General features: G+C 39.6%; 23 protein-coding genes and 1 pseudogene. 19 read left to right on the top strand and 5 right to left on the bottom strand.

Features of this window, described 5'->3' with window-relative positions:
* The first annotated feature begins 56 nt into the window (after nucleotides 1–56).
* From GN277_RS30920 to GN277_RS14185, 4 genes are all read left to right on the top strand, one after another.
* Nucleotides 57–188 carry a hypothetical protein gene (locus GN277_RS30920; protein WP_280178608.1) on the top strand — a complete coding sequence of 44 codons (132 nt, stop codon included), beginning with the start codon at nucleotides 57–59 and terminating at the stop codon, nucleotides 186–188.
* 15 nt (nucleotides 189–203) lie between these two features.
* The gene (locus GN277_RS14195; RefSeq protein ID WP_244324726.1) at nucleotides 204–866 is read left to right on the top strand and encodes an Rpn family recombination-promoting nuclease/putative transposase; all 663 of its coding nucleotides are present in this window, start codon (nucleotides 204–206) and stop codon (nucleotides 864–866) included.
* 99 nt (nucleotides 867–965) lie between these two features.
* Complete coding sequence (locus GN277_RS14190) at nucleotides 966–1,916, top strand: hypothetical protein (protein WP_159751632.1); 951 nt, start codon at nucleotides 966–968, stop codon at nucleotides 1,914–1,916.
* A gap of 178 nt (nucleotides 1,917–2,094) precedes the next feature.
* Nucleotides 2,095–3,309 (top strand): IS256 family transposase, encoded by a 1,215-nt coding sequence (locus GN277_RS14185; RefSeq protein WP_159751631.1) that lies wholly within the window; start codon nucleotides 2,095–2,097, stop codon nucleotides 3,307–3,309.
* Between the two features lie 324 nt (nucleotides 3,310–3,633).
* On the opposite strand, the pseudogene GN277_RS14180 reads toward GN277_RS14185, so the two are convergent.
* Together GN277_RS14180 and GN277_RS14175 are read right to left on the bottom strand one after the other, a co-directional pair.
* A pseudogene (locus tag GN277_RS14180) lies at nucleotides 3,634–4,877 on the bottom strand (IS256 family transposase).
* A gap of 149 nt (nucleotides 4,878–5,026) precedes the next feature.
* Nucleotides 5,027–5,368 carry a plasmid mobilization protein gene (locus GN277_RS14175; RefSeq protein WP_159751630.1) on the bottom strand — a complete coding sequence of 114 codons (342 nt, stop codon included), beginning with the start codon at nucleotides 5,366–5,368 and terminating at the stop codon, nucleotides 5,027–5,029.
* Nucleotides 5,369–5,736: 368 nt separating this feature from the next.
* On the opposite strand from GN277_RS14175, the gene GN277_RS14170 reads away from it, so the two are divergent.
* Nucleotides 5,737–6,075, top strand: a complete 339-nt coding sequence (locus GN277_RS14170) for a hypothetical protein (RefSeq protein ID WP_159751629.1) — start codon at nucleotides 5,737–5,739, stop codon at nucleotides 6,073–6,075.
* A 67-nt stretch (nucleotides 6,076–6,142) separates the two neighbouring features.
* Here the strand turns inward: GN277_RS14170 and GN277_RS14165 are convergent, their stop codons facing one another.
* Both GN277_RS14165 and GN277_RS14160 read right to left on the bottom strand, forming a co-directional pair.
* Nucleotides 6,143–7,051, bottom strand: coding sequence for an IS3 family transposase (locus tag GN277_RS14165; protein WP_159751628.1), 909 nt, complete (start codon nucleotides 7,049–7,051; stop codon nucleotides 6,143–6,145).
* A complete protein-coding gene (locus tag GN277_RS14160) occupies nucleotides 7,048–7,380 on the bottom strand; it encodes a transposase (RefSeq protein WP_159751627.1) in 333 nt (110 codons plus the stop codon). The genes GN277_RS14165 and GN277_RS14160 overlap by 4 nt, the downstream gene beginning before the upstream one ends.
* Nucleotides 7,381–7,497: 117 nt before the next feature.
* On the opposite strand from GN277_RS14160, the gene GN277_RS14155 reads away from it, so the two are divergent.
* The 3 genes from GN277_RS14155 (at nucleotide 7,498) to GN277_RS14145 (ending at nucleotide 9,309) form a co-directional block, all read left to right on the top strand.
* On the top strand, nucleotides 7,498–7,896 hold the full coding sequence (locus GN277_RS14155; protein WP_159751626.1) for a transposase: 399 nt from the start codon (nucleotides 7,498–7,500) through the stop codon (nucleotides 7,894–7,896).
* A gap of 419 nt (nucleotides 7,897–8,315) precedes the next feature.
* Nucleotides 8,316–8,684 (top strand): hypothetical protein, encoded by a 369-nt coding sequence (locus GN277_RS14150; RefSeq protein WP_159751625.1) that lies wholly within the window; start codon nucleotides 8,316–8,318, stop codon nucleotides 8,682–8,684.
* Complete coding sequence (locus GN277_RS14145) at nucleotides 8,617–9,309, top strand: RES domain-containing protein (protein ID WP_159751624.1); 693 nt, start codon at nucleotides 8,617–8,619, stop codon at nucleotides 9,307–9,309. The genes GN277_RS14150 and GN277_RS14145 overlap by 68 nt, the downstream gene beginning before the upstream one ends.
* Before the next feature lie 260 nt (nucleotides 9,310–9,569).
* Here the strand turns inward: GN277_RS14145 and GN277_RS14140 are convergent, their stop codons facing one another.
* Nucleotides 9,570–9,938: a carboxymuconolactone decarboxylase family protein gene (locus GN277_RS14140; protein ID WP_159751623.1), complete on the bottom strand. Its 369-nt coding sequence runs from the start codon at nucleotides 9,936–9,938 to the stop codon at nucleotides 9,570–9,572.
* Between the two features lie 132 nt (nucleotides 9,939–10,070).
* Between GN277_RS14140 and GN277_RS14135 the strand changes: the two genes are divergently transcribed.
* The 11 genes from GN277_RS14135 to GN277_RS14090 all read left to right on the top strand — a co-directional run bounded on the left by GN277_RS14135 (nucleotide 10,071) and on the right by GN277_RS14090 (nucleotide 20,970).
* The gene (locus GN277_RS14135; RefSeq protein ID WP_159751622.1) at nucleotides 10,071–10,427 is read left to right on the top strand and encodes a MerR family transcriptional regulator; all 357 of its coding nucleotides are present in this window, start codon (nucleotides 10,071–10,073) and stop codon (nucleotides 10,425–10,427) included.
* Nucleotides 10,424–10,621, top strand: a complete 198-nt coding sequence (locus tag GN277_RS30240; protein WP_244324725.1) for a hypothetical protein — start codon at nucleotides 10,424–10,426, stop codon at nucleotides 10,619–10,621. The genes GN277_RS14135 and GN277_RS30240 overlap by 4 nt, the downstream gene beginning before the upstream one ends.
* A 28-nt stretch (nucleotides 10,622–10,649) precedes the next feature.
* Nucleotides 10,650–10,877: a hypothetical protein gene (locus tag GN277_RS30235; protein ID WP_244324724.1), complete on the top strand. Its 228-nt coding sequence runs from the start codon at nucleotides 10,650–10,652 to the stop codon at nucleotides 10,875–10,877.
* Nucleotides 10,878–11,411: 534 nt separating this feature from the next.
* Nucleotides 11,412–12,701, top strand: coding sequence for an ankyrin repeat domain-containing protein (locus GN277_RS14125; protein WP_244324723.1), 1,290 nt, complete (start codon nucleotides 11,412–11,414; stop codon nucleotides 12,699–12,701).
* Nucleotides 12,698–13,531, top strand: coding sequence for a radical SAM protein (locus tag GN277_RS14120; RefSeq protein ID WP_159751620.1), 834 nt, complete (start codon nucleotides 12,698–12,700; stop codon nucleotides 13,529–13,531). Before GN277_RS14125 ends, GN277_RS14120 begins: the two co-directional genes overlap by 4 nt.
* Nucleotides 13,522–14,589, top strand: coding sequence for an ATP-binding protein (locus GN277_RS14115; protein ID WP_159751619.1), 1,068 nt, complete (start codon nucleotides 13,522–13,524; stop codon nucleotides 14,587–14,589). Before GN277_RS14120 ends, GN277_RS14115 begins: the two co-directional genes overlap by 10 nt.
* A 1-nt stretch (nucleotide 14,590) precedes the next feature.
* Nucleotides 14,591–15,085 (top strand): phosphoribosyltransferase, encoded by a 495-nt coding sequence (locus tag GN277_RS14110; protein ID WP_244324972.1) that lies wholly within the window; start codon nucleotides 14,591–14,593, stop codon nucleotides 15,083–15,085.
* A gap of 162 nt (nucleotides 15,086–15,247) precedes the next feature.
* A complete protein-coding gene (locus tag GN277_RS14105) occupies nucleotides 15,248–15,853 on the top strand; it encodes an MATE family efflux transporter (RefSeq protein ID WP_322101289.1) in 606 nt (201 codons plus the stop codon).
* 51 nt (nucleotides 15,854–15,904) lie between these two features.
* On the top strand, nucleotides 15,905–16,477 hold the full coding sequence (locus GN277_RS14100; protein WP_204162750.1) for a PadR family transcriptional regulator: 573 nt from the start codon (nucleotides 15,905–15,907) through the stop codon (nucleotides 16,475–16,477).
* 161 nt (nucleotides 16,478–16,638) lie between these two features.
* Entirely contained in the window at nucleotides 16,639–19,638 is a 3,000-nt protein-coding gene (locus GN277_RS14095; protein WP_244324722.1) for an AAA family ATPase, read from the top strand.
* A gap of 15 nt (nucleotides 19,639–19,653) precedes the next feature.
* A complete protein-coding gene (locus GN277_RS14090) occupies nucleotides 19,654–20,970 on the top strand; it encodes an McrC family protein (RefSeq protein ID WP_159751616.1) in 1,317 nt (438 codons plus the stop codon).
* Nucleotides 20,971–21,212: the final 242 nt, after the last annotated feature.

The raw sequence follows: 21,212 nt of genomic DNA, 5'->3' as shown, positions 1-21,212 counted from the left end.
AATTGTTTGAGTATACTTTGGAGGCATGGTACAATATAGAAAAGGACGTGATAAAGATGAAAATGACAGAGACAAATTGGGAGAGTCTGGATATCTCGAATGATTTTCTATTTGGAAAGGTTATGCAGAATCCCGACTTATGCAAGGAGTTATTACAAAGGATACTGCCAGATTTGAATATAGAATGAATAGAATATCCAGAATTGCAGAAGAGTATCAAAGAAGGGGCGGAGTCAAGGGGCATCAGGCTTGATGTGTACATCAAGGATGATAAAAATATCGTTTATAATGTTGAGATGCAAGCCAGTGATTCAAGGGAACTTCCCAAAAGAAGCAGATATTATCAGGGTATGGTAGACCTTCAGTTATTAGAAGCAGGCGATAAATCTTATATGAAGTTAAATAAGACATATATCATTTTTATCTGCACATTTGATTTGTATGGGAAGGGAAGACATATCTATACATTCGAGAATATCTGTAAAGAAGATAATAGTTTATCAATGGGTGATGAGGCAACAAAAATCTTTTTGAACTCTGACAGTGATATGGATGATGTGGGTAAAGAACTGCGTGCGTTTTTGGATTATGTAAAGGGTATTAAGGTTACTAATGATGATTTCATAGACAGACTGGAAGAAGCAGTTAAAAGGGCGAAAGCAAACAAGAAATGGAGGCGTGATTATATGACGATGGAAATGTTAGAACGTGTGAAGTTTGAAGAGGGCAGAGAAGAAGGAAGAGAAGAAGGAATTACTATTCTGGTATCTACGTTGAAAGATATGAATGTGCCTATTCAGGTTATACTGGAAAAAGTACAGGAAAAATTCAACCTGAGTCTGGAAACCGCAAAAAAGTATATTTAATAGTAACTCTCAGGCTATGGGGGTATCAGGCAGGGAGTTTCTCTGTAAGTGCTATAATTTTTGATAAAAATATGCTCGTATAGAAAGGAGAGGATGCCAATGAGCGAGGTTAAATTGACGAATACGCCGTATGACGATGTATTTCGTACTTTACTAAATGATTGCAGTAGTTTGATTATTCCAGTAATTAACGAAGTATTCCACGAGAGATATTCTGGAAAGGAAGAGGTGGTTTTCTCCGCCAATGAACATTTCATGAATCGGCAAGGCGGAAATGAAGATGAGCGTATTACGGATTCAAATTTTAAAATAGTAGGAACGGTAACTAAAAAGTACCATTTGGAATGTCAAAGTAACATAGATAGCAGCATGTTGGTGAGGCTGTTTGAATATGACACGCAGATTGCTCTTGATGAGGGAGAGATTAAGGAAAATGTTCTAACTGTAACTTTTCCTCATTCAGCAGTGTTATATTTAAGATGTAATGAATCTACGCCGGATAAGATGAAAATTAAGATGGTTACACCTGGCGGAGAAGTTACTTATGATATTCCGTTGATGAAGTCACAGCAGTACACGCTAGATGAAATATTTGAAAAAAGACTTCTGCTTCTGATTCCATTCTACATATTCTCTCATGAGAAACGATTTGAGGAATATGAGAATGACGAGACAAAGCTTAAATTATTACAAGAGGAATATGAACTGATAAAGAACAGGCTTGAAGAATTGATGAATCAGGGCGAGATTAGCGAGTATATGAAATGTACGATTAGTGATATGTCTAATAAGGTTCTGGAACACATTGCTGTAAAATATGATTCTGTTAAGAAAGGAGTACAATCTGTTATGGGTGGAAAGGTATTAGAATATGAGGCGAAGGCGATTAGGAATGAAGGCTTGGAGGAAGGTATGGAGAAGGGAATGGAGAAGGGAATTAATGCTCTGGTATCTACGCTGAAAGATATGAATGTACCTATTCAGACGATACTGGAAAAAGTACAGGAAAAATTCAACCTGAGTCTGGAAACCGCAAAAAAGTATATTTAAGGGTTTGTCAAGTAAAGTGTGTAAGTTTTATAAAATTTCCTTACCGGCAGTTTTCAAAGCTGCCGGTTTTACATGCAGAATCAAGGTAGTGTAGAATAATTTGTGTCTTTGGAAAAAAATACCTCTTTTTTGGTAAGAATCAAGATATGACAATTCTTATCGAAAAGGAGGATTTTTTATGCCAGCAACAAAAGAACAGATTCGACAGATTATTGCAGATAACAACCTAAACAGCGTAGCTGATGTCTACAGCCTGCTCAGAGACAGCTTCAAGGATATCCTTCAGGAACTCATGGAGGCAGAATTGGATGCGTCTCTCGGTTATGAAAAGAATCAGAAAAGAGAGGCTCCTACATCCAATAAGAGAAATGGACATACCCCTAAAACATTGAAGAGCCAGTATGGTGAGTTCCAGATCGATGTCCCAAGGGACAGGGAAGGGGAATTTGAGCCAAAACTGATCCCAAAATACCAGCGGGATATTTCCGGGATAGAGGAAAAAGTGATATCCCTCTACGCAAGGGGCATGAGCACAAGAGACATCCATGACCAGATACAAGATCTTTACGGGATGGAACTGTCAGCAGAAATGGTCAGCAAGATCACAGACAGGGTCCTGCCGGAAATAAAGGAATGGCAGTCACGTCCGTTGAATCCGATCTATCCTTTTGTGTTCATGGACTGCATCCATTACAAGGTCAGGGAGGATGGGCGCATCTTAAGCCGGGCGGCTTATATCGTGCTGGGCATCACAGCAGATGGTTACAAAGATATCCTGAGCATCACAGTAGGAGCTAATGAAACGAGCAAGTTCTGGCTGGGCATGTTAAATGATCTGAAAAACCGCGGTGTACAGGATGTACTGTTCTTCTGCGTGGACGGGCTTCCCGGTTTTAAGGAAGCGATAGGGGCAGTCTATCCGGATGCCCAGATCCAGAGGTGTGTCATCCATATGCTACGCAATTCTTTCAAATATGTCAATTACAGTGACCTGAAGAAATTTTCCTCAGATTTCAAGGCAGTATATAATGCCCCCAATGAAACATCTGCTCTTTCAGAACTGGAAAAGATCAAAGAAAAGTGGGGAAGGAAATACCCCTATGCGATAAGTAACTGGGAGAATAACTGGGAAGACATCAGTTCCTTCTTTCAGTTTTCAGATGATATCCGGCGTATCATGTATACTACAAATATCATAGAAGGACTGAACCGCCAGTATCGGAAAGTGACAAAGACAAAGAGTGTATTCCCCAGCGACAGCGCGTTGGAAAAGATGCTTTATCTTGCCAGTGGAAATGTGATCAAAAAATGGACACAGCGTTACAGAAACTGGGACCAGGTGCTGAACCAGCTGATCGTCCTGTACGGGGAGAGGCTTACCCGGTACCTGTAAAATGAAAAGCCGGAACGACATATCGCATCAAAACGTTCCGGCCTTATTTCATCGGCATTAGCAGTATTGCCAGAAATTCCCGGTCTTATTCCGGAGGCCGGGTGTGGGCAGAGCCCACGGAAAGAGTTTCTGCTGCTAATGTCTGATTGGTGTGCCAAAAAATCAATAAATATGTATAAAACCTGACTATCTGGTAATACTATTATCATAAAAAGAATTCGACAACATAAAAGTAATGATATTCGACAGCAGATTTCTACATATCTGATTCCTACCAGTAAAGATTATTTCTCCAAAGACACAAGATTATTTACAGTCTCAGAATCAACACTGCTCATATTTGAGAATGCGTGTCTGCATCTTATCATCCATGGCAAGCTGATTACGTACTAATGCCCAATTGGCTACGGGACGGTCATTCCACTTTTTATACAATTCCACAATCCGCAGATAGAAGGCCTTTCGTACAGCGTCCTCATTGGGGAACGCTCCCTTTTCGTGACTTTCCTCAAACTCGAATTGACAGACTCTATGGCGTTTGTCGTGTACATCACCTTCCTGACCGCGCTCCCATAATTATAAAGCTGGGCTACATGCTGCCAGTTGCGTATCCATACGTCTATTGCTCCGGGATATTTTGACCATGCCTGTTTAAGACGCTCAAATTCAGCTTCCGCTGCTTTCAGACTAGGCGCTCCGTATACTTTCTTTAACTGGGCGCTATATGCCTTATAATCTTTTGATGGTATGTACTTGATAGCATTTCGGATCAGGTGTACGATGCATCTCTGCACGACTACATCCTGGAAGATACTCCTTGCCCCTTCTTCCAGACCGGATACTCCATCCATGCTGATAAACAGCACATCTTCCACACCTCTTGCACGGATCTCGTCAAAGATCTGCATCCAATAGTGTTTTCCTTCTGATTCGCCAATCCACAGCCCCAGCACGTCCTTTCTGCCGTCTGCGTCATAACCCAGCACCACATATACCGCACAATTTTTTGTCTCCATCTCTTTTCGTATGGTAACGTAAATACAATCGACAAACAGGAACGTGTAGAACTTTTTCAGTGGACGGTTCTGCCATTCTTCCGCGGTTCTGATCACCCTATCCGTAATTGTTGAAATGGTTTCATGGGAGATATCAAAACCGTATATATCTTCTACCGTATCTGCGATATCACGCTGGCTCATGCCTCGTGCATACATGGATAATACCTTATCTTCAATCCCGCTGACGTTTTTGGTACGTTTTGGGATTGCTTTCGGTTCAAAGCTGCCATCCCGGTCCCTTGGAACAGCAACATCCAGCTTTCCATAAACAGAATTGACAGATTTATGGGAATAACCATTACGCCTGTTTGTCGTCTCCTTTTCCCCGCGCTCATTACGCCCATACCCCAGATGGGAATCCATCTCTCCCTGGAGCATAGCCTCAAACATCGGCCCAAAGACGTCTTTGATAGCATCCTGCATTTCTTCCCTTGTCTGTGGCTGGTATTCTTCCATAATAGCCTTTGCGATTGCAGCCCCTCTAGTATTCTGACTATTTTTACGTGCCATAAGTGCTGTACCCATCCTTTTCTTCATCCTTTCTGTGAGTGTAGCACACTTTATATAGAAAAATAAAGTATGCAGTTAGATTTGTTGTATTTCTAACTTACACACTTTATTTTACACTCCCCTGTTTTGGGCGGGAATTCTGTTCGGGTTTATTGCTTCATGCTTGGCTGTCTGGAAAGCATGGCTAATTGTGTATCCCATACTTGTTTCATCAGCTTTTTCACTTCCTCCACATCGGCTTTATACACATTTCCTGTGGCATTCATTCGCTTTGCTATCTGGTTCAGGTTGCCGCTGATTTTTCCGAGTGTGGCGTTGTATTCCCGTAAATCGGAATAGTCAATGTCATAGACAAAGCCGTATAAAATCAGGCGGCGCAGGAAGGTGGATTTGCTTTTCATGCCGGAGATTTTTACTTTCTGTTCCAGTATGTATTGCTCCTTGTCGCTTAGATATATTTTTAGCTCATTTTTGCGCTCACGGTTTGCCATTTTTGTTTTTTTCTCCTTATCAGTTTTTTAATGGGATTTTACAAAAATAAATGCCCTCATACATGGGGCATTCGTGCAAAAAAATCAAAAACTTCGGCAGGGCAGTTTGCGATTTTTTGAGCGCAAAGGGGGTTAGGGGGATATGCCCCCTACAAGCCAATTTTTTCAAGTTCCCGCTTCGAGGGAATTTGAAAGATTGGAGCCTGTGAGGGAACACAGGCAGTGCTTGCTATTCTTCACGGAAAAGGTTCCAGCCTTTTCCGGCATTGCGGAAAAAATTATAAATTTTTTCAGGCAATGCCCCCATAGAGGGGGTATTACTTTATCTACAATTAACATCAGAAACAGCGGTGAAAGGGGGTGAAAAAATGTTAGACCATGCATTCCAGCGGCGCAGGGAGATTGAGCGTATGCTGCTGGCAGGAAAGAAGCTGACCGTGGCGGAACTTATGGGCAGATACTGCGTAGGCAGGAAGTCAATCAGCAGGGATTTTGAAGTCATAGGAGAGGAACTCCCGGTCATTTCAAAAAAGGGATATAACGGCGGCTACTTCCTGATGGACGGCGTTGGGAAGAACCAGAACACGCTATCACAGGAACAGCTGGAATGCTTGGAGAAAGTCGCTGTTTTGTGTACGGCGGAGGACAGGAAAACCATTCTGTCAATCATACATGAATTCGGACCGTACTGCGGCAAACTTACATAGAAAACGGTTGCCATTCTTATGATATTGTCAATATTAGTTGACACATTTTTCTCAAGGGTATCACTGCCTATGCCGCCAGTTCCAAAGCCTCATAATACTGCCTGCGTTTTATCATAGGAGGAAGTCCGCCATTTGCAGAGCAGATCCTTCGGTTATTCCAGTAGCTGAGGAAGTATCTCCAAATGTGTACCTTTAATTCCTCTACAGTCATTTGTTTTGTGTCATGGCGGTCGTACAGAAGTTCCGTCTTCATTCTGGCCCACATACTTTCACAGCGTGCATTATCATGGCAGCGTCCTCCGGCACTGTTCATGCTTTGATGGATATGGTGTTCCAGGATGGTCTTCCGGTAACACTCACTGGTATACTGTGTTCCCCGGTCACTATGGATCACTGCGCCTTCCAGTGCAGGGTAAGCTGTCAGGGCATTCCTCAATGTTTGGATACACAAATCTGCTTTCATATTTGTTCCCATTGCAAGACCGAGAACGCTAAGATCAAAGCAGTCAAAAATCGCAGATACATACAGTTTCCCATTGGACGCTGGAATCTCCGTGATATCTGTGATGCATTTTTCCAATGGGGCATCCGCACGGAAATCCCTCCTTAAAAGATCGTCTGATTTCATCGCTTCCCGATCCGCTTTTGTAATTCCGTTCGGTTTGCGCTTTGGACGGTGGCCCAGGCCAATCCGATCCATGACCCTGTACACAGTCCTCTCACTGGGGATATGTACTCCCTTCGGCTGCTTTAGCAGCAACGCCTGATACATCCGGATCCGTCCATAAGTATCATTGCATTCATCCTCGCTGATGATTTCTTTCATGGCATCCGCCAGATCCTGGTACTTCCAGGGACGGTCTTTGTTCGCGAGATATTTATAGAAGCCTTGCCGGCTGACACCAAGCATCCGGCAATAAAATGAAATTTTTCTGGTAATCCTGCCGTCCTCTGTTTTCAAAGCCAGGAATATCATCCTCTGGTTTTTGCTGACTTGCGACGGCTGGCGGCGAAAAAAGCGCTGGCTTCCTCCAGAAATTCGTTTTCTTCTTCCAGACGTCGGATTTCTTTGTCCTGCTCCTTAACCCGCTTACGCAGCATGGTAATTTCTTCTGACAGGCTCATTGCACTGGCAGGGGTATGGGAACCTTCCCCAATGTCTAACTTACCGGCTCTTACGGCTTTCAGCCATGTATGGATGGTTCCTTCAGGGATTCCTAATTCTTTAGCAGCCTTAGCGCCGCCGATTTCTTTGGCAAGTTTTACTGCCTGTACTTTGTATTCATGGTCATATTTACGTGCCACTTTGAATACCTCCTTATTCTCTTGGTTTTATTATGAAATCCTTGAGAATAAGCTGTCAACTTTTTTTATACCACATCAAAACTTGAGTAAGGTTTCAGTTTTAACAAAGACGCAAAGATGCTGCAATGTCCGGCGGGTGAATTAGCCATGCGGGTTGAGAAGCGGGAGGCAAAGAACGGGAACCAGTACCGGAATTACGTATTCAGCAAGAAAAAATGCGATAAGTGCCCGCTAAAAGGACAGTGTAAAGTAGGGAAGGGAAAACCCCACAGCTATAGTATTACTCAAGCAAGCCAAAGGAACCGGAGCAGGCTGGAATTTGAAGCAAGCGAAAAATTTCAGGAACGCCTGAAGATCCGACACCGGATTGAAAAAAAGAATGGGGAATTAAAGGAAGCCCACGGATTAGGCAGAGCAGATTCCGTGGGATTGTTTGCTATGGAATTGCAAATGTATTTTATGGCATTCGCAGCAAATATTAAGAGAATAACGAAGTTGATTGCACTGGCCGGATGATAAAACCGCCTATGTTTTTATATGAATCATAATACCTGACATTGTATTTTATAGAAGAAAGAAAAACTCCCACAAAAAAATGAGAGTTTTTCAGTGCCCTCGAATTTCAAAGGTTTTTGGCAAATGTGGACTTTTTTGGTTATAGCCTAAGTATCACATGTTGAAATCGTCTATCTGCTCACCTGGAAAGCCCGTTAAATCAAAGGGCTTAGGCGATCAGAGGTCGATATGTTTCTGTGTTTTCTGTTTTGTGAGACTGAAAATATGTTTCCTTAGAGCAGGTGGGGTAAGAAAAATGAACTTTCGGTGAAACGCTGAATTTTGTCGAATGAGAAAATCTATTCTGTAATCGGACAAATTTATGAATTGTGGAGTAAACGGAAGAAACGTATTGTTTTTTGAATATAGGAGTATAGTTTATGAAAATGTTTCATTTATTGGGTAGCAAAAATTTAGATTTACCATATAGTAATGATGTTTGGGGGATAGAGAGACTGTTAAAAGAGAAGTTTAATATTTTTATTAAGGAACTCAAAGAATTTAATCAAGTACACTATTCAGAAAATATGGAAAATACAATAGAAGATATTAAAATTTCAACGGAAGGGATTATTAGTGCGATACATAAATACCTATTGGGGGATATCACAGGGGCATGCATTACTTTTAATAATGTAGTGGAAAAGAGTGAATTTGCTATTAAGCGTATAAGCGAATATTATGGGAAATATGTATTACGAACATATTATAGAGCACGTTTACGTTCTGACAAAAAAAGAGAATTTTGACAAAAAAGAAGATTTTTTTCATATTCCATTTGAATCTAGGTATCTTGTAAAAAATCAAAGATATAGTGTGTCGGGTTTCCCTTGTATGTATTTAGGAACAACACCGTATACGTGCTATGAAGAACTTGGAAGACCAAAAGAACAAGATATGTATTTTACAAAAATTGAGATACCAAAGGATTATAATTTAATAACCATTGGGTTATTGCCATATGAACTGAAAAAGCACCTTTGCGATCAAAATGATGCAGATAATGAGGAAATAATCATTAACTATTTAAAAATGATTCCAATTATTATGGCTTGTTCCGTAAAAGTAGATGTGTCAAAAAAGAAAGGAGTATTTAAGGAAGAGTATATTGTTCCGCAGTTAATTACACAGTGGTTGATTACATCGGACAGAAGTTTTGATGGGATTTTGTATTTTTCAACTGCAACTTGTACACATTCCAGGTTAAATTATAGACTGTATCAAAATCTTGTGCTACCAGTTAAAGAAATTGGATGTAGTGGTTATTGTAAAAAGCTGTTAATGGAAATAAAATTGACTTTTCCCATTTCGGCAAGTGAAATAGAATTTTTAAAGAATATGATCACAAATATTTCCAAGATTATGATTATTTAGATAAATTACCTGGAAATGGCCGAATAAGTAAAGATAATAATTCGGAAATTCATTATTCTGCATCGGGAATTAGCAAATATTGAAACGGTCTGTCTGCTTTCAAAGAAAGCCCGGTAATACGGGCAATTCCGGGCATGTAGGACTGGTATGTGGCTGTGTTATCAGTTTGGTTTGACTAAGGACACAGCCATATTTTTACCCTGGGGTAAAATCAGTGAAAGGAACGTACTTTTTAGAAGATTATAGTACAGAAAAAATCCTTAATTTTCAAAGAGCTTTTTTGCCTCAGAGACTGCATTTAGGACTTTGGGGAAGCCAGTGTATGGGATGCACTGTAAGAATATCTCTATGATTTTTTCAGGAGCAATTCCCACATTTAAAGCTCCATTAATATGTACTTCCAGTTGTGGTTCACATCCTCCGGCAGTGAGAAGGCTGGCTAACGTGATCATTTCCCGCTCCTGTAAGGAGAGGCCGCTCCGCGCATAGATATCTCCGAAGGCAAATTCAACAATGTACTTTCCAAGGTCAGGTGAAATTGTCTCCAGTGACCGGATGACAGACTCGCCGCCTTCTCCATCAATTTTCTTTAAGTTTTCCATACCAGTATGAAATCTTGTTTTCTCCATTTCTTTTCTCCTCCTTGTTTGGTAAAATGGTCTTATGAAACAATTACTGTTCAATAAGATATCAAGCTACTGTAAAAAGGATAGTTCTTAGATTATAGTCTAAGTCAAGGATTTTTTGAAAAGAGGATAGTTATGACTATTGGTGAATTTTCTGGGATAACTGGAATCAGTGCATATACACTACGCTATTACGAGAAGAAAGGACTGTTTTGTGTAAGTAGGGACAGTGTCGGGAGACGGGATTACAGTGAAGATGACATAGAATGGGTAAAATTTATCCAGCGTCTGAAAGATACCGGAATGCTGCTCCGGGATATTAAACATTATTCTGATCTGCGGTATCAGGGAGACGACACGATGGCAGAGCGGATGGAACTGCTGATACAGCACAGAAAATCTGTAGTGGAAGAGAAAAGAAAGTGGGAAGAATACCTGCGGAATCTGGATGAAAAAATAGGTATTTATCAGGAGAGAATAAGCGGAAAATGAAAAAGTTAAAAATTTCAATAGAAGGTATTCCTATTATTATTTGGGGTGAAGCATCAGAGAAAGTATATATTTATGTTCATGGAAAAATGTCCCGCAAAGAGTATGCCGGGGCTTTTGCGGAAATTGCAGAGAAAATATCTAATTCAGCAAATGTTTTTATGATTCCAGGTTACGGAAGAAAGACTGTGTATTGAAAAAGAAATACCAATACCTGTTGATACATTGAGATGGGACTATTATCAGTATGTGAAGGAACATCCCATTTGTGATTGGGGTATTTGGACTGCAATTCTTTATGGCGGGAAGGATAACATGCAGTCGGCAGAAGTGATTCAGAAGTTTGTACGGAAGTATCTGTGTGATTTAACGATTTCTCAGGACAGTGAACACGCCGTTATGGAGGATGGGGATAGAAACATTGTTGAAAAGTGGCTGGAGAAAAACATATAGATTTGAGAGCGAGGAGAAGTGATGCTATGGAGATAAGAGAAGCTAATCAGGATTTCATATCCAAAACAATGCCGGATACCTTTACCCTATAGAATGGTGTAACGATATCCGGCATTGTTCTTTTTCTTAAGTTAATGACATTGTGATTTTCCGGGCTTTTCGGTCACTTTTGTAAAAAATGAACTTGTGTTTTTACGAAGAAAATAGATGTAAATTTAAAATTTTACTCCATTGGCCTGCGGAGGCGAAATGATGACTGCAGATATTTTTATTATTATGTTGCAAAGTGATAAAAAATGTTGCACTTTTAAAAGAAATGGATGTAGTAGTTGCTAATACAGCATTTGAGTTGCAAAAAACAGGCTGCATATTGAAAAAATTGCAACAAGCGGTATTATAGATATGTGAAAGATAACCACTTTTTAGTGAATAGGTTTGGAAGGGAAATTTCTGATGTCTAATGAAAATGAAATCGCTTTTTTATGTAAAAGATTAAAGGAGCTTCGAGAGAAAAATAATTGTACGATGGACGAAATGGCACAGAAGCTGGCTGTTAATGGTATTGCACCAAATAAATCTTCAATTTCAAGGGTAGAAGCAGGAAAAACCAGTGAAAAAACTTTGTTTGAAACTGCAAGAAAGTATTGTGAGGCATTCGGTATGTCAGAAAAGCAGACGGACCAATTTCTGCGGGGAGAAAGGGTTGCTGTCCCGGACACGTCTGCCTTGTTAAAAAATTCGCAGCTTATAGATGAACTGAATAAAGAATACAGTAAGGTGATTATTCCGAAAGTTGTTGTAGATGAATTGGATAACATTAAGAACAAGAAGTCAGGACCATTAGGAAGAAAAGCGTGGGAAGTGATACGTGGAATCAGCTATGGGGATAGAACTATTCTTATGGGCTATACAGGAGACAGTGATGAAGAAAATGAAGATTGTAAAATAATCTATATAGCTCAGGAAGCTTCTGATAAATACCACTGTAAAGTAGACATTATAACGGAAGATACGGATTATTCAGCTTACCTGAAAGGAAATGAATCAGTTGCAGCTTTGCATTTAAGAGAGTATATGGCTACAAAACAGGAGCTTATCAATATGTCAAAGATATCAAAAATTGATGCATATTACGCTGATTCATATGAGGATTGTGAAATACCAAATGCCGAAGAAATCGATGCATATTTACCGGATGGAAATACATTGATTATTTCTGCTGTGCGAAACCGTAAGGCAACTTTTGAAGAGAGAAAAGCAAAAATAGAGTGGCTGATTGCGCATGGTGCAGATAAAAACAAGAGGGATTGCAGCAGAAGGTACTTTCCACCGCTTACTCATGCAGTTCAAACGGGAGACAAGGATATGTTTTTGTTTCTTTTAAATGAATGTAAGGCAAATCCTAATATAGGGAGCAGAAATCCATATGATTCCGGGAAACTGCGCCAGAAGGATTTAAGACGTGAAAAAAATGAAGGGAACATGCCATTAATGGTGGCTGCATGGGAAGGAAAGAAAGATTTTGTTATTGCTTTATGTGGGGATGAAAGAACCAGCATCAATCAGCAAGATGCAAATGGATTTACTGCATTGATGAAGGCATGTATGAATGGTCATTTTGCGAATGACAGAGGAAAGCGTACTTGGGATATCAGGCAAATTCTTATTGAAGCAGGTGCGGATCAGAAGATTGTTGATATAGATGGAAAAACAGCGGCAGACTGGGTGGATAAATATCATAAGTCTGGTCCGGCAAGAGTGCAATACAATCGTGGAGATGCAAACTATAGGAAGGATCGTAATTTGAAGAGAGGCAGAAGATGATAAATAGAATATGTATCTCAATAAATAATAGATGTAATCTAAAATGCAAATACTGTCACTTCCATGAAAAGAAAGACGCTATTCAAGCTGATGAAATGGATGTCTTTATTATTCTGGATAACATTATAGATTATATAGAAAGTAATAACATTGAAGTGTTTAAAATCGGATTTGTCGGTAATGGAGAACCGTTATTGGAATACGAGGCATTGAAGGAATACATATTATATATTTCCGAATATCTGGCTGCTGGGCGTATTGCGGCATATTCTATTACAAATGGCTTGTTGGTTGATGAAGATATGCTGGAGTTTTTTAAGGAGCATAAAGTTAATCTGGGATTTTCCATAGACGGCGTTACATCAATCCACGACATGTATAGATGTAATACGCACGCAAAAGTAATGGAAAAAATGAAGTTATACCAAAAGATTAATGGTAAATATCCACCAATGAACTGTACTGTGGGAAAAGAAATATTGGAAAAAGCAGATGAGACAACCGACTTTTTCCGACAGTTTAATACAAGGGTAACTTTTTCAAGGATGATTGGTAAGTATGGGATTACATTAAATGAGTTTCATAAGTTTTTGGAGAAGGCTGCTCAGGTATTAAATGTTAGAACAGGCGGCTATGACTGTACGATGTATGGTGGTTTATGTGGTGTCGGCATAAATAATTTTTTCTATGCAAATGGGAAAATATACTTCTGCGGAAACTGTGCAGACCTGCCTGCATTGGGAGAGAGTAGTTTGCCTATCAGTGACTTGGAGAAGGTATCGTTGGTATTCGACAGGACACGATGTTATAAGGAGACAATATGCGAATAGGTTTATATGGACTTCCTACAGCGGGAAAAACTTTTATATTAGATGCAGTTAGGAATTTTGATGTGCTTGCAGGCAGTTCCATGCTTAAAGAACTGGAACCAGATTTCCATTCTTTATCATCTGAAGAGAAAAAGCATGTGAGACGGAAACTGGCGGCAAAGCTAAAAGAAAAGAATGATTTCATCATGGATGGACACTATTCCTTTGGTGATGAAGTTGTATTTACTGAAGAAGACGGAGAACTATATGACGCGATTTTATATCTATATGTGGATCCGTCAATTCTTAAAATGAGAATGGAAGACTCAGTCAGAAACAAAAAATACCTTACCTTTGACATTGGGAAATGGCAGATGGCTGAACTGGAATCACTTCGGCAGTATTGCCATAAACATAATAAGGATTTTTATGTTTGTGACAATCCGGAAAAAGGATATTTCCCGAATATAAGCACGATACTGGAATTTATAGATAGCCTGGCGGCAGGATATAGTTGTTTGGCCTATGCAAAGCAAAGTGCTGATAGTATTTTCGATCAGATAAAAGGTAAGGAAATTTGCTTGGCAGATGGGGACAGGACGTTGACTACTGAAGATAGTAGTAGTGTTTTGGGGTACAAGACACACATATTTGATGGCAATTTTTATACAGGTTTCCAAGCGTGGAGACATAAAAGGGAAATGACAGATTTCTTACGTTTCATTGATTGGACAAGTCGGCCATTTGAGGAATTGGGGGTACATTTTAATCCTGCTGTTATAGAAACGATTAGGATGCCATGTATTATATTAACAACTGGATATTATGGAATATGGAAGGAAATAGCAAATGAACTGAAAATGCCCATGTATTGTGGTGAGCAGATGTCTGCGGAGACAAAATATTTTATTGCAAAATTCCTTCAAGAGAAGGGTGTTAGAATTATTGCCTATGGAGACAGCATGAACGATTATTATATGCTGAAACAGGCAGACGAAGGTTATCTGATTACGAAATCAGACGGTACGTTAAGTCGTTCGTTAAAATATATGGATACGGAGGGTATAGCTGTTGTTTGAGGTGAATAAGACAGATAGAATAAATGAGTTGATTTCAATAACAAAGTCCGATTCTGGAGTTTCAGGTGTTAAACTTGCACAGGCTCATATGGAATTAGGGAAATACTTGTCACAAGGCTTTCCTCAAATGAATCCAGAAGAAACTACGGTGGTGGCGATGCTCCGGGGCGGCATATTTTTGGCAGAAGGAATATATTTTCAGTTAGGGTGTAAATTACAGCTATATGATCCTAAGAGGGAAGATTTCACCAAGCCTGAAACAAAGAATGTAATTATTGCTGATTCGGTTATAAACACTGGCCATACGATAAAAAGGATTCTTGAACCAGACATGATGATTGCTTGCTGTGTTATAAATGAACAGGCGGTAGAATTGTTTGAAGATCAGCTCTATACAGTAAGGGTATCAAGAAACTCATTTGTTGGAGAAAAAGTCTGCAAACAAAATGGTGGAGTTGGACCAGATACCACGATGAGATTGTTTAATCAAATATAATAAAGAAAGACTTGGCGTTATAGTCGAGTCTTATTTTTTTGTTAGTCCAAGGGTCTGTTATTGAAAAAGAGGTGCTTACATCCAACAACATGTTAATCGCGGGAAATCTACAGAAACAACTGATTCTGTTTACACTCCCCATATTTTTAGGAAGCCTGCTTCATACAAGACGTTATCAATCAGTTTGGGAAAGAGCAGATTGCCGGAATGACAGCGGCCACCCGAATTGAAGCCTTTATCCTGCTTCCGGTACAGTCTTTGGGGAATGCAGTCACCATTTTTACCGGTCAAAACATTGGAGCCGGACAAATGGAGCGGTTAAAAAAGGGCCTGCGGTTCAGCTTGATGATTTCCATCAGCACAATAGCCCTACTATCGGCATGTATGCTGATCTTTGGGGAAAGTATCATCAGTCTCATCGTCGGCAGCGACGGGCAGGCCGTTTCGAGTGGAAACAGCTATTTCACCGTCTGCGCATGGTTTTATCCACTCATGGCAATTATGTACTGCTTGGCCGGTGTGCTGGAGGGCGCTGGCGATACAATCATTGCGGCTGTTCATTCCGCCACATCAATCGTCACTCGGTTAGCGGTAACACTGATTTTAGCGCCGAACATAGGCTTTCTCGCTATTGCAGTATCCACGAGCATCGGCTGGGGTGATGCCACCGCGATTGTCTGCACACGATATTTTAGTGGAACGTGGAAGTCAAAGAAACTCATTCCTACATCAGAAAACAGGGAAAATTTCTCCGTAAAGCGAGATTGACGCAATCAATATCATAGGTTAAAATTAACACATGATAAGGAGGGAATTATTATGATGATTGATTACGCAATTTTGGGCTTGTTGAGTTGGAAACCACTTACAGGATATGATGTGAAACGGGTGATGCAGGACTCTCCGTTTCTCTACTGGTCAGGCAACAACAACCAAATTTACAAGGCGCTTATGAGGCTGCTGGAAAATGGTTTTGTGACAAACGAGATACAGTATCAGGAAAGCGCCCCAAACAAAAAGATTTATTCCATTACAGAATCCGGCATGTCTGAATTGCTTCGATGGGTGATGAGTGAAGAACCGGAAGTGCCGGAATTTAAGAAAACCTTTCTTATACAGCTATCGTGGGCCGGATGTCTGGAGACGGAAAAGGTGGAGGAACTGCTTGCCAGGTATGAGAAAATTATGACACAGCAGTTAGCCATGCGCAGAGAGGAAAAATGCCGTGAGAAAAATTTCCCCAACAGGTCAAAACAGGAACATTTCATGTGGGAAATGATCTATGACAACTTTGTTATGATGTGCGAGGCAGAACTTTGTTGGATTCAGAGCTTCCGCGAGGGACTGGAGCATTTAAAAAGGGAGAACAAGCATGAACCTCAAGAAGATTGAAAATATTCCTCCAAAGGAATATAATATTAGAATATGATTTAATGGTGCTTAGTGGATAATTACAGAGGCAGAGAGATGCTACTAGACGAGTCCGTAAAAATGGACAGCTACTCACGATTGATGAATTGTTGGAATTCGTCCGCAATATATATTCAGAGGTGATGAAAAAGATGCAACCAATAGATATCGATTATATAGGTGTGTTGGATTATCTGGCAAACAATCAGGAAATTCCGTATTCAAACCCAGATGCAGAAAATTTAACAGTGGATGAGAAGAATAACCTGCTTACTATTAAGAAGAAAGGCCAGAATGCAGTTGCTGAGATGGAGAAGATGGCAGCTCGTTGTAAGACCTTATATGGATTAGATAGATGCTTGACGGCATCATGGCTTGACGGCTCTAAAACAAAGACAAGAAAATATTTGTGGACCCAGATGAAGTACAAAGAGCAGGCTGAAAATCCGATCAGCATTTCCTTATTTGTGGAAAAGAATGATGGTGCTGCAAGATATCGTATCAGCTTAGAAATAAAGAATGATGGTGCTGATAAGAAGATAATGAAAAAGTATCATTCACACCTTGATATTCCACCTCAGCCTGGAATGGTTTATGTGTCAGGAAGTAATGAATGGGGAAATCCATCAGTTATTACTGGTCCGCAAGAGGATATAAAGGTGCAGGTTGAAGATGGAAGGCTTAGAAAGGTTCAGCTTTGTATCTATGTTGAAACCACAGAAGGAAAAACAAACGAAGAATTTGATGCTGAGATAATGGAAGCGGTAGATAAGATACTTCCTTATTACGAGCATGTAATTGATAAAGCAGAGCAAGGTAGAGCCTGGTTATTAACATGGAATCCTGACAACTGGCCTTGGAAGAATTACAAAGAACAGTGTGTAGCTACAAAACAAGGTGAGACATGTATAATACCGTGGACGTGTTCAAATAAGCATCCTGTTGATGGGGATGAAGTATTCTTAATAAAAACTGGTAACCAGCCAAGAGGTATTATTGCGCATGGTCGAGTGGCAAAGGAGGCATATCAAGCACTGCATTATTCTCCAGAGAAAGCCGCGCAAGGTGTCATGGCTCGTCACATTGATGCAGAGTATGACTGGATTCAGGATTATGAAACGGAAAATATGCTTTTACAGGATGATTTAAACGAGCATCTTACAGATCAGCAGTGGAGTCCAATGGCATCTGGAATAGAAATAAAAACAGAAGTTCTTCCTGAATTGAGAAAAATGTGGAAAGCACTTATAGGTGCGGGGGATGGTTATTGGCCATCATATGATGAGTATCCAGTTGATTTAACAAAGGATGACTGGAGGAGATTTATTGAAGATGTGGAGTATCCTTCACACAAAGGATGCATGAGAGTTCTGAAATGTTTCCTTGATATTGGTGGAGTTGCTTCACCTAAAATTTTATCAGACAAATATAAGGGACACCCTACAGTATACACTAGCAGCGTATATAACACCAGTAGACGTGCTCTTGATTATTTCAAAAAGGCGCCTTGCCCAGATGGAGAGGTTAAGAGAGTCTTTCCAATAGCATTTTTAGGACAAGCAGGGAAAGCTGCCAATAGCGGAGCCTATGTATATAAAATGCGAAATGAATTATGGGAGGCTCTGAAGGAAATGGACTTAACAGATATCGGACTTGAATATAAAAAAGGAATTGAAGAAGGACCTGAAGCATCTGAATTTGACAAGAATATGATCTTGTATGGACCTCCTGGAACAGGTAAGACATATAATACTGCCATTTATGCAGTGGCAATATGTACTGGAAAAAGTATAGAGGAAGTAAGGGAAAGACCATACAAGGAGGTTATGGATGAATATAACAAATTAAAAAAGGCCGGAAGAATTGTATTTACTACCTTCCATCAGTCATATGGATACGAAGAATTTATCGAAGGAATAAAACCTATTGTAGATCAGACAAAGAAAGAAGTTGGATATACAGTAGAGCCTGGTGTATTCAAAAAATTTTGTGATGATGCAAAGACGATCCAGAGTAATGAAACAGGCACCTTAGTAAATGCACAGGCTCAGATTTGGAAGCTCACAATAATGAGTGGGGAGATGAATCCAGTGAAGCAGGAATGCTTCCATGAAGGTAACGCCAGAATGGGCTTTGATTATGACACTTCAGATGCTAGAGCTTTTGTTGAGGATGTGGCTATTGGTGATATTATTCTGTCATTTAAGACTAGAAAAACGATTGATGGTATTGGTGTTGTAACCGGTGATATTGAAGAATTGACTTCAAAGGAAACATATCAGCTATCACGTAAAGTAACCTGGCTTGCAACAAATATTGATGAGAATATTACTAGCATAAATGGAGATAAGCTTCTTCATAGAATGACATTTGCAAAGGCTCCTAACATGCAGTTAAAGGATATTCTTGATGTAGCAAAGAAGTATTCTTTGAATGAAAAAGCAACAGAAGTTGTAGAAAATGAGGAGCCGTATGTCTTTATCATTGATGAAATTAACAGAGGTAATATTTCAAAAATCTTTGGTGAGCTTATTACATTAATTGAAGGAACTAAGCGTGCAGGTATGGAGGAAGCCGCATCAGCAGTTCTTCCTTATTCTGGAGACACGTTTAGCGTACCTTCTAATGTTTATATTCTTGGAACAATGAATACGGCAGACAGATCGATTGCATTGATGGATACAGCTCTTCGTAGACGTTTCCAGTTTATTGAAATGCTGCCGGATGCGAATGTTCTAAGAAAGATTGGTGCAGATAAGGTAGAAGATTTAGATGTTGCAGCAATGCTGGAAACAATAAATGAAAGAATAACATTCTTATATGATCGTGAGCACACTATTGGACATGCGTTCTTTACAAAACTTGCAAAGGATTCGTCAATTCATGTACTCAGCTCCATTTTTGAGAAGTGTGTAATTCCTCTTTTGCAGGAATACTTCTATGAAGACTATCAGAAGATACAGCTTGTTCTCGGAGATAATGGCAAGAAAGAGGATGACACTAAATTCATTCTCGATGAGGACATTAGGGTTAAGGATATTTTTAAAGGTAATGCAGATGATATCGCAGACTTGCCAGAGAAAAAATATTCAATTAATAAAGTGGCTATTGATAACATCAAGGCCTATAAGCAGATTATGTAAGAGTGTGGTGATAACATGGATAAGCTGTTAGAAGTAAGAGAGTTTGAGTCGATTACTGGAAATGCAGATTATAAAGACGATGATAATTATAAATATTTGCCTGAGAAAGCATTTGAAAACCTCGTAGAGTTTATCCATAAGTATACTGGTGATGAGGAGAATACAGATGCACTCGAATTCATGAGAATTGCATATAAGAGAAATGTTGGCAACGTTGTTACAATTAAAAACTATGTTGGCCTGATACAGATGAGAAATGGATATCAGATACAGGTGCTTCCAAAGATTAGCTTTGGCGATGGAGAGGATGTTGGATGTGCAAAAACAAAACGGACATTCCTCAAAATGTTGCGAAGCATGAAGGATTTCCCTAGTAAAGCTTTTAGTGATGCCAGTCTTAAAGTTGATCGAATGAATTTATATGAAATATTCATTAACATGTATCTTCAGGAAGTAAGGCGACTTGTAAAGCATGGAATCAAATCTGCTTATGTTGAACAGGAAGACAACTTGCGGTTCTATAGGGGAAAACTTCAGGTGAGTAAACATATCCGAGCTAATACAGTACATAAGGAAAGATTTTGGGTTGCATTTGATGAATTTCATCCGAATAGGGCAGAAAACAAGCTGATAAAGGCTACCTTGATAAAATTGCAGAAGCTGACCTCCAGTGCAGAGAACTCTAAAGAAATAAGACAGTTATTAATTGCATTTGAGATGGTGGCTCCATCTACAAATTATCAGAAGGACTTTTCGGCTGTTGTAATTGATAGAAGCACCAAGGATTATGAAATGTTGATGCAGTGGTCTAAGGTACTCCTTATGAATAAAAGCTTTACTACTTTTTCTGGAAAGAATAGTTCAAGAGCGCTGCTGTTTCCAATGGAAAGAGTATATGAGCGTTATGTTGCACAGCAGATGAAAAAGGTAGCATGTTCAGATGGGTGGGAGGTTTCAACTCAAGATAAAGGATACTATTTGTTTGTTGAACCGAGGAAACAGTTCTCACTTAGACCGGATATTGTTCTTAAACGTAAAGGGCGCATTGTAATAATGGATACTAAGTGGAAAAGCTTAGTGAATAACGATAGAAAGAATTATGGTATTTCGCAGGAAGATATGTATCAGATGTATGCATACTCAAAGAAATATGGGACATCTGAGATTTGGTTGTTATATCCGTTGAATGATGAAATGAGAGGACACCCAGATATTTCATTTGATTCAGGAGATGGAACAACAGTGCATGTATTCTTTGTTGATGTAGCTAATATTGAAGATAGCTTAATTGAACTTAAGCAGAAGCTTGAGGAGACCCAGCCTGATGAATAATTTTGAAAGAGTAAGAGAACTTGTAAACAAATACGTTTCGGAGAATGGAGCAGGGAAAGAAATAAAGGCAGAATTGTAACAGTTGAGTTTCAGGACCTGCTGATAAGTGGAGTAAGCGTTGAGGATGAAGGATATAAAATATTCAACGCAAGTTCTGAATGGGCTGAAAAGACTACATACCTTTGTGAAGAAGCGAAGGATGGGACATGGTTTTATTATCTTGAGACTATAGATGAGTGTAT

Source organism: Sporofaciens musculi, assembly GCF_009830285.1.
Lineage (GTDB): Bacteria > Bacillota > Clostridia > Lachnospirales > Lachnospiraceae > Sporofaciens > Sporofaciens musculi.
The sequence above is the reverse complement of the archived record's forward strand: the minus strand, read 5'-3'. Positions and strand labels throughout refer to the sequence as shown.

Excerpts from the sequence above, each read along its gene's own strand:
- GN277_RS14155 (WP_159751626.1), top strand. The coding sequence starts at position 7,498 with ATGCTGCAATGTCCGGCGGGTGAATTAGCCATGCGGGTTGAGAAGCGG.
- GN277_RS14150 (WP_159751625.1), top strand. The coding sequence starts at position 8,316 with ATGAAAATGTTTCATTTATTGGGTAGCAAAAATTTAGATTTACCATAT.
- GN277_RS14190 (WP_159751632.1), top strand. The coding sequence starts at position 966 with ATGAGCGAGGTTAAATTGACGAATACGCCGTATGACGATGTATTTCGT.
- GN277_RS14145 (WP_159751624.1), top strand. The coding sequence starts at position 8,617 with ATGGGAAATATGTATTACGAACATATTATAGAGCACGTTTACGTTCTG.
- GN277_RS14125 (WP_244324723.1), top strand. The coding sequence starts at position 11,412 with ATGGCACAGAAGCTGGCTGTTAATGGTATTGCACCAAATAAATCTTCA.
- GN277_RS14120 (WP_159751620.1), top strand. The coding sequence starts at position 12,698 with ATGATAAATAGAATATGTATCTCAATAAATAATAGATGTAATCTAAAA.
- GN277_RS30240 (WP_244324725.1), top strand. The coding sequence starts at position 10,424 with ATGAAAAAGTTAAAAATTTCAATAGAAGGTATTCCTATTATTATTTGG.
- GN277_RS14175 (WP_159751630.1), bottom strand. The coding sequence starts at position 5,368 with ATGGCAAACCGTGAGCGCAAAAATGAGCTAAAAATATATCTAAGCGAC.
- GN277_RS14100 (WP_204162750.1), top strand. The coding sequence starts at position 15,905 with ATGATGATTGATTACGCAATTTTGGGCTTGTTGAGTTGGAAACCACTT.
- GN277_RS14135 (WP_159751622.1), top strand. The coding sequence starts at position 10,071 with ATGACTATTGGTGAATTTTCTGGGATAACTGGAATCAGTGCATATACA.
- GN277_RS30920 (WP_280178608.1), top strand. The coding sequence starts at position 57 with ATGAAAATGACAGAGACAAATTGGGAGAGTCTGGATATCTCGAATGAT.
- GN277_RS14185 (WP_159751631.1), top strand. The coding sequence starts at position 2,095 with ATGCCAGCAACAAAAGAACAGATTCGACAGATTATTGCAGATAACAAC.
- GN277_RS14170 (WP_159751629.1), top strand. The coding sequence starts at position 5,737 with ATGTTAGACCATGCATTCCAGCGGCGCAGGGAGATTGAGCGTATGCTG.
- GN277_RS14115 (WP_159751619.1), top strand. The coding sequence starts at position 13,522 with ATGCGAATAGGTTTATATGGACTTCCTACAGCGGGAAAAACTTTTATA.
- GN277_RS14140 (WP_159751623.1), bottom strand. The coding sequence starts at position 9,938 with ATGGAGAAAACAAGATTTCATACTGGTATGGAAAACTTAAAGAAAATT.
- GN277_RS14165 (WP_159751628.1), bottom strand. The coding sequence starts at position 7,051 with ATGATATTCCTGGCTTTGAAAACAGAGGACGGCAGGATTACCAGAAAA.
- GN277_RS14090 (WP_159751616.1), top strand. The coding sequence starts at position 19,654 with ATGGATAAGCTGTTAGAAGTAAGAGAGTTTGAGTCGATTACTGGAAAT.
- GN277_RS14095 (WP_244324722.1), top strand. The coding sequence starts at position 16,639 with ATGAAAAAGATGCAACCAATAGATATCGATTATATAGGTGTGTTGGAT.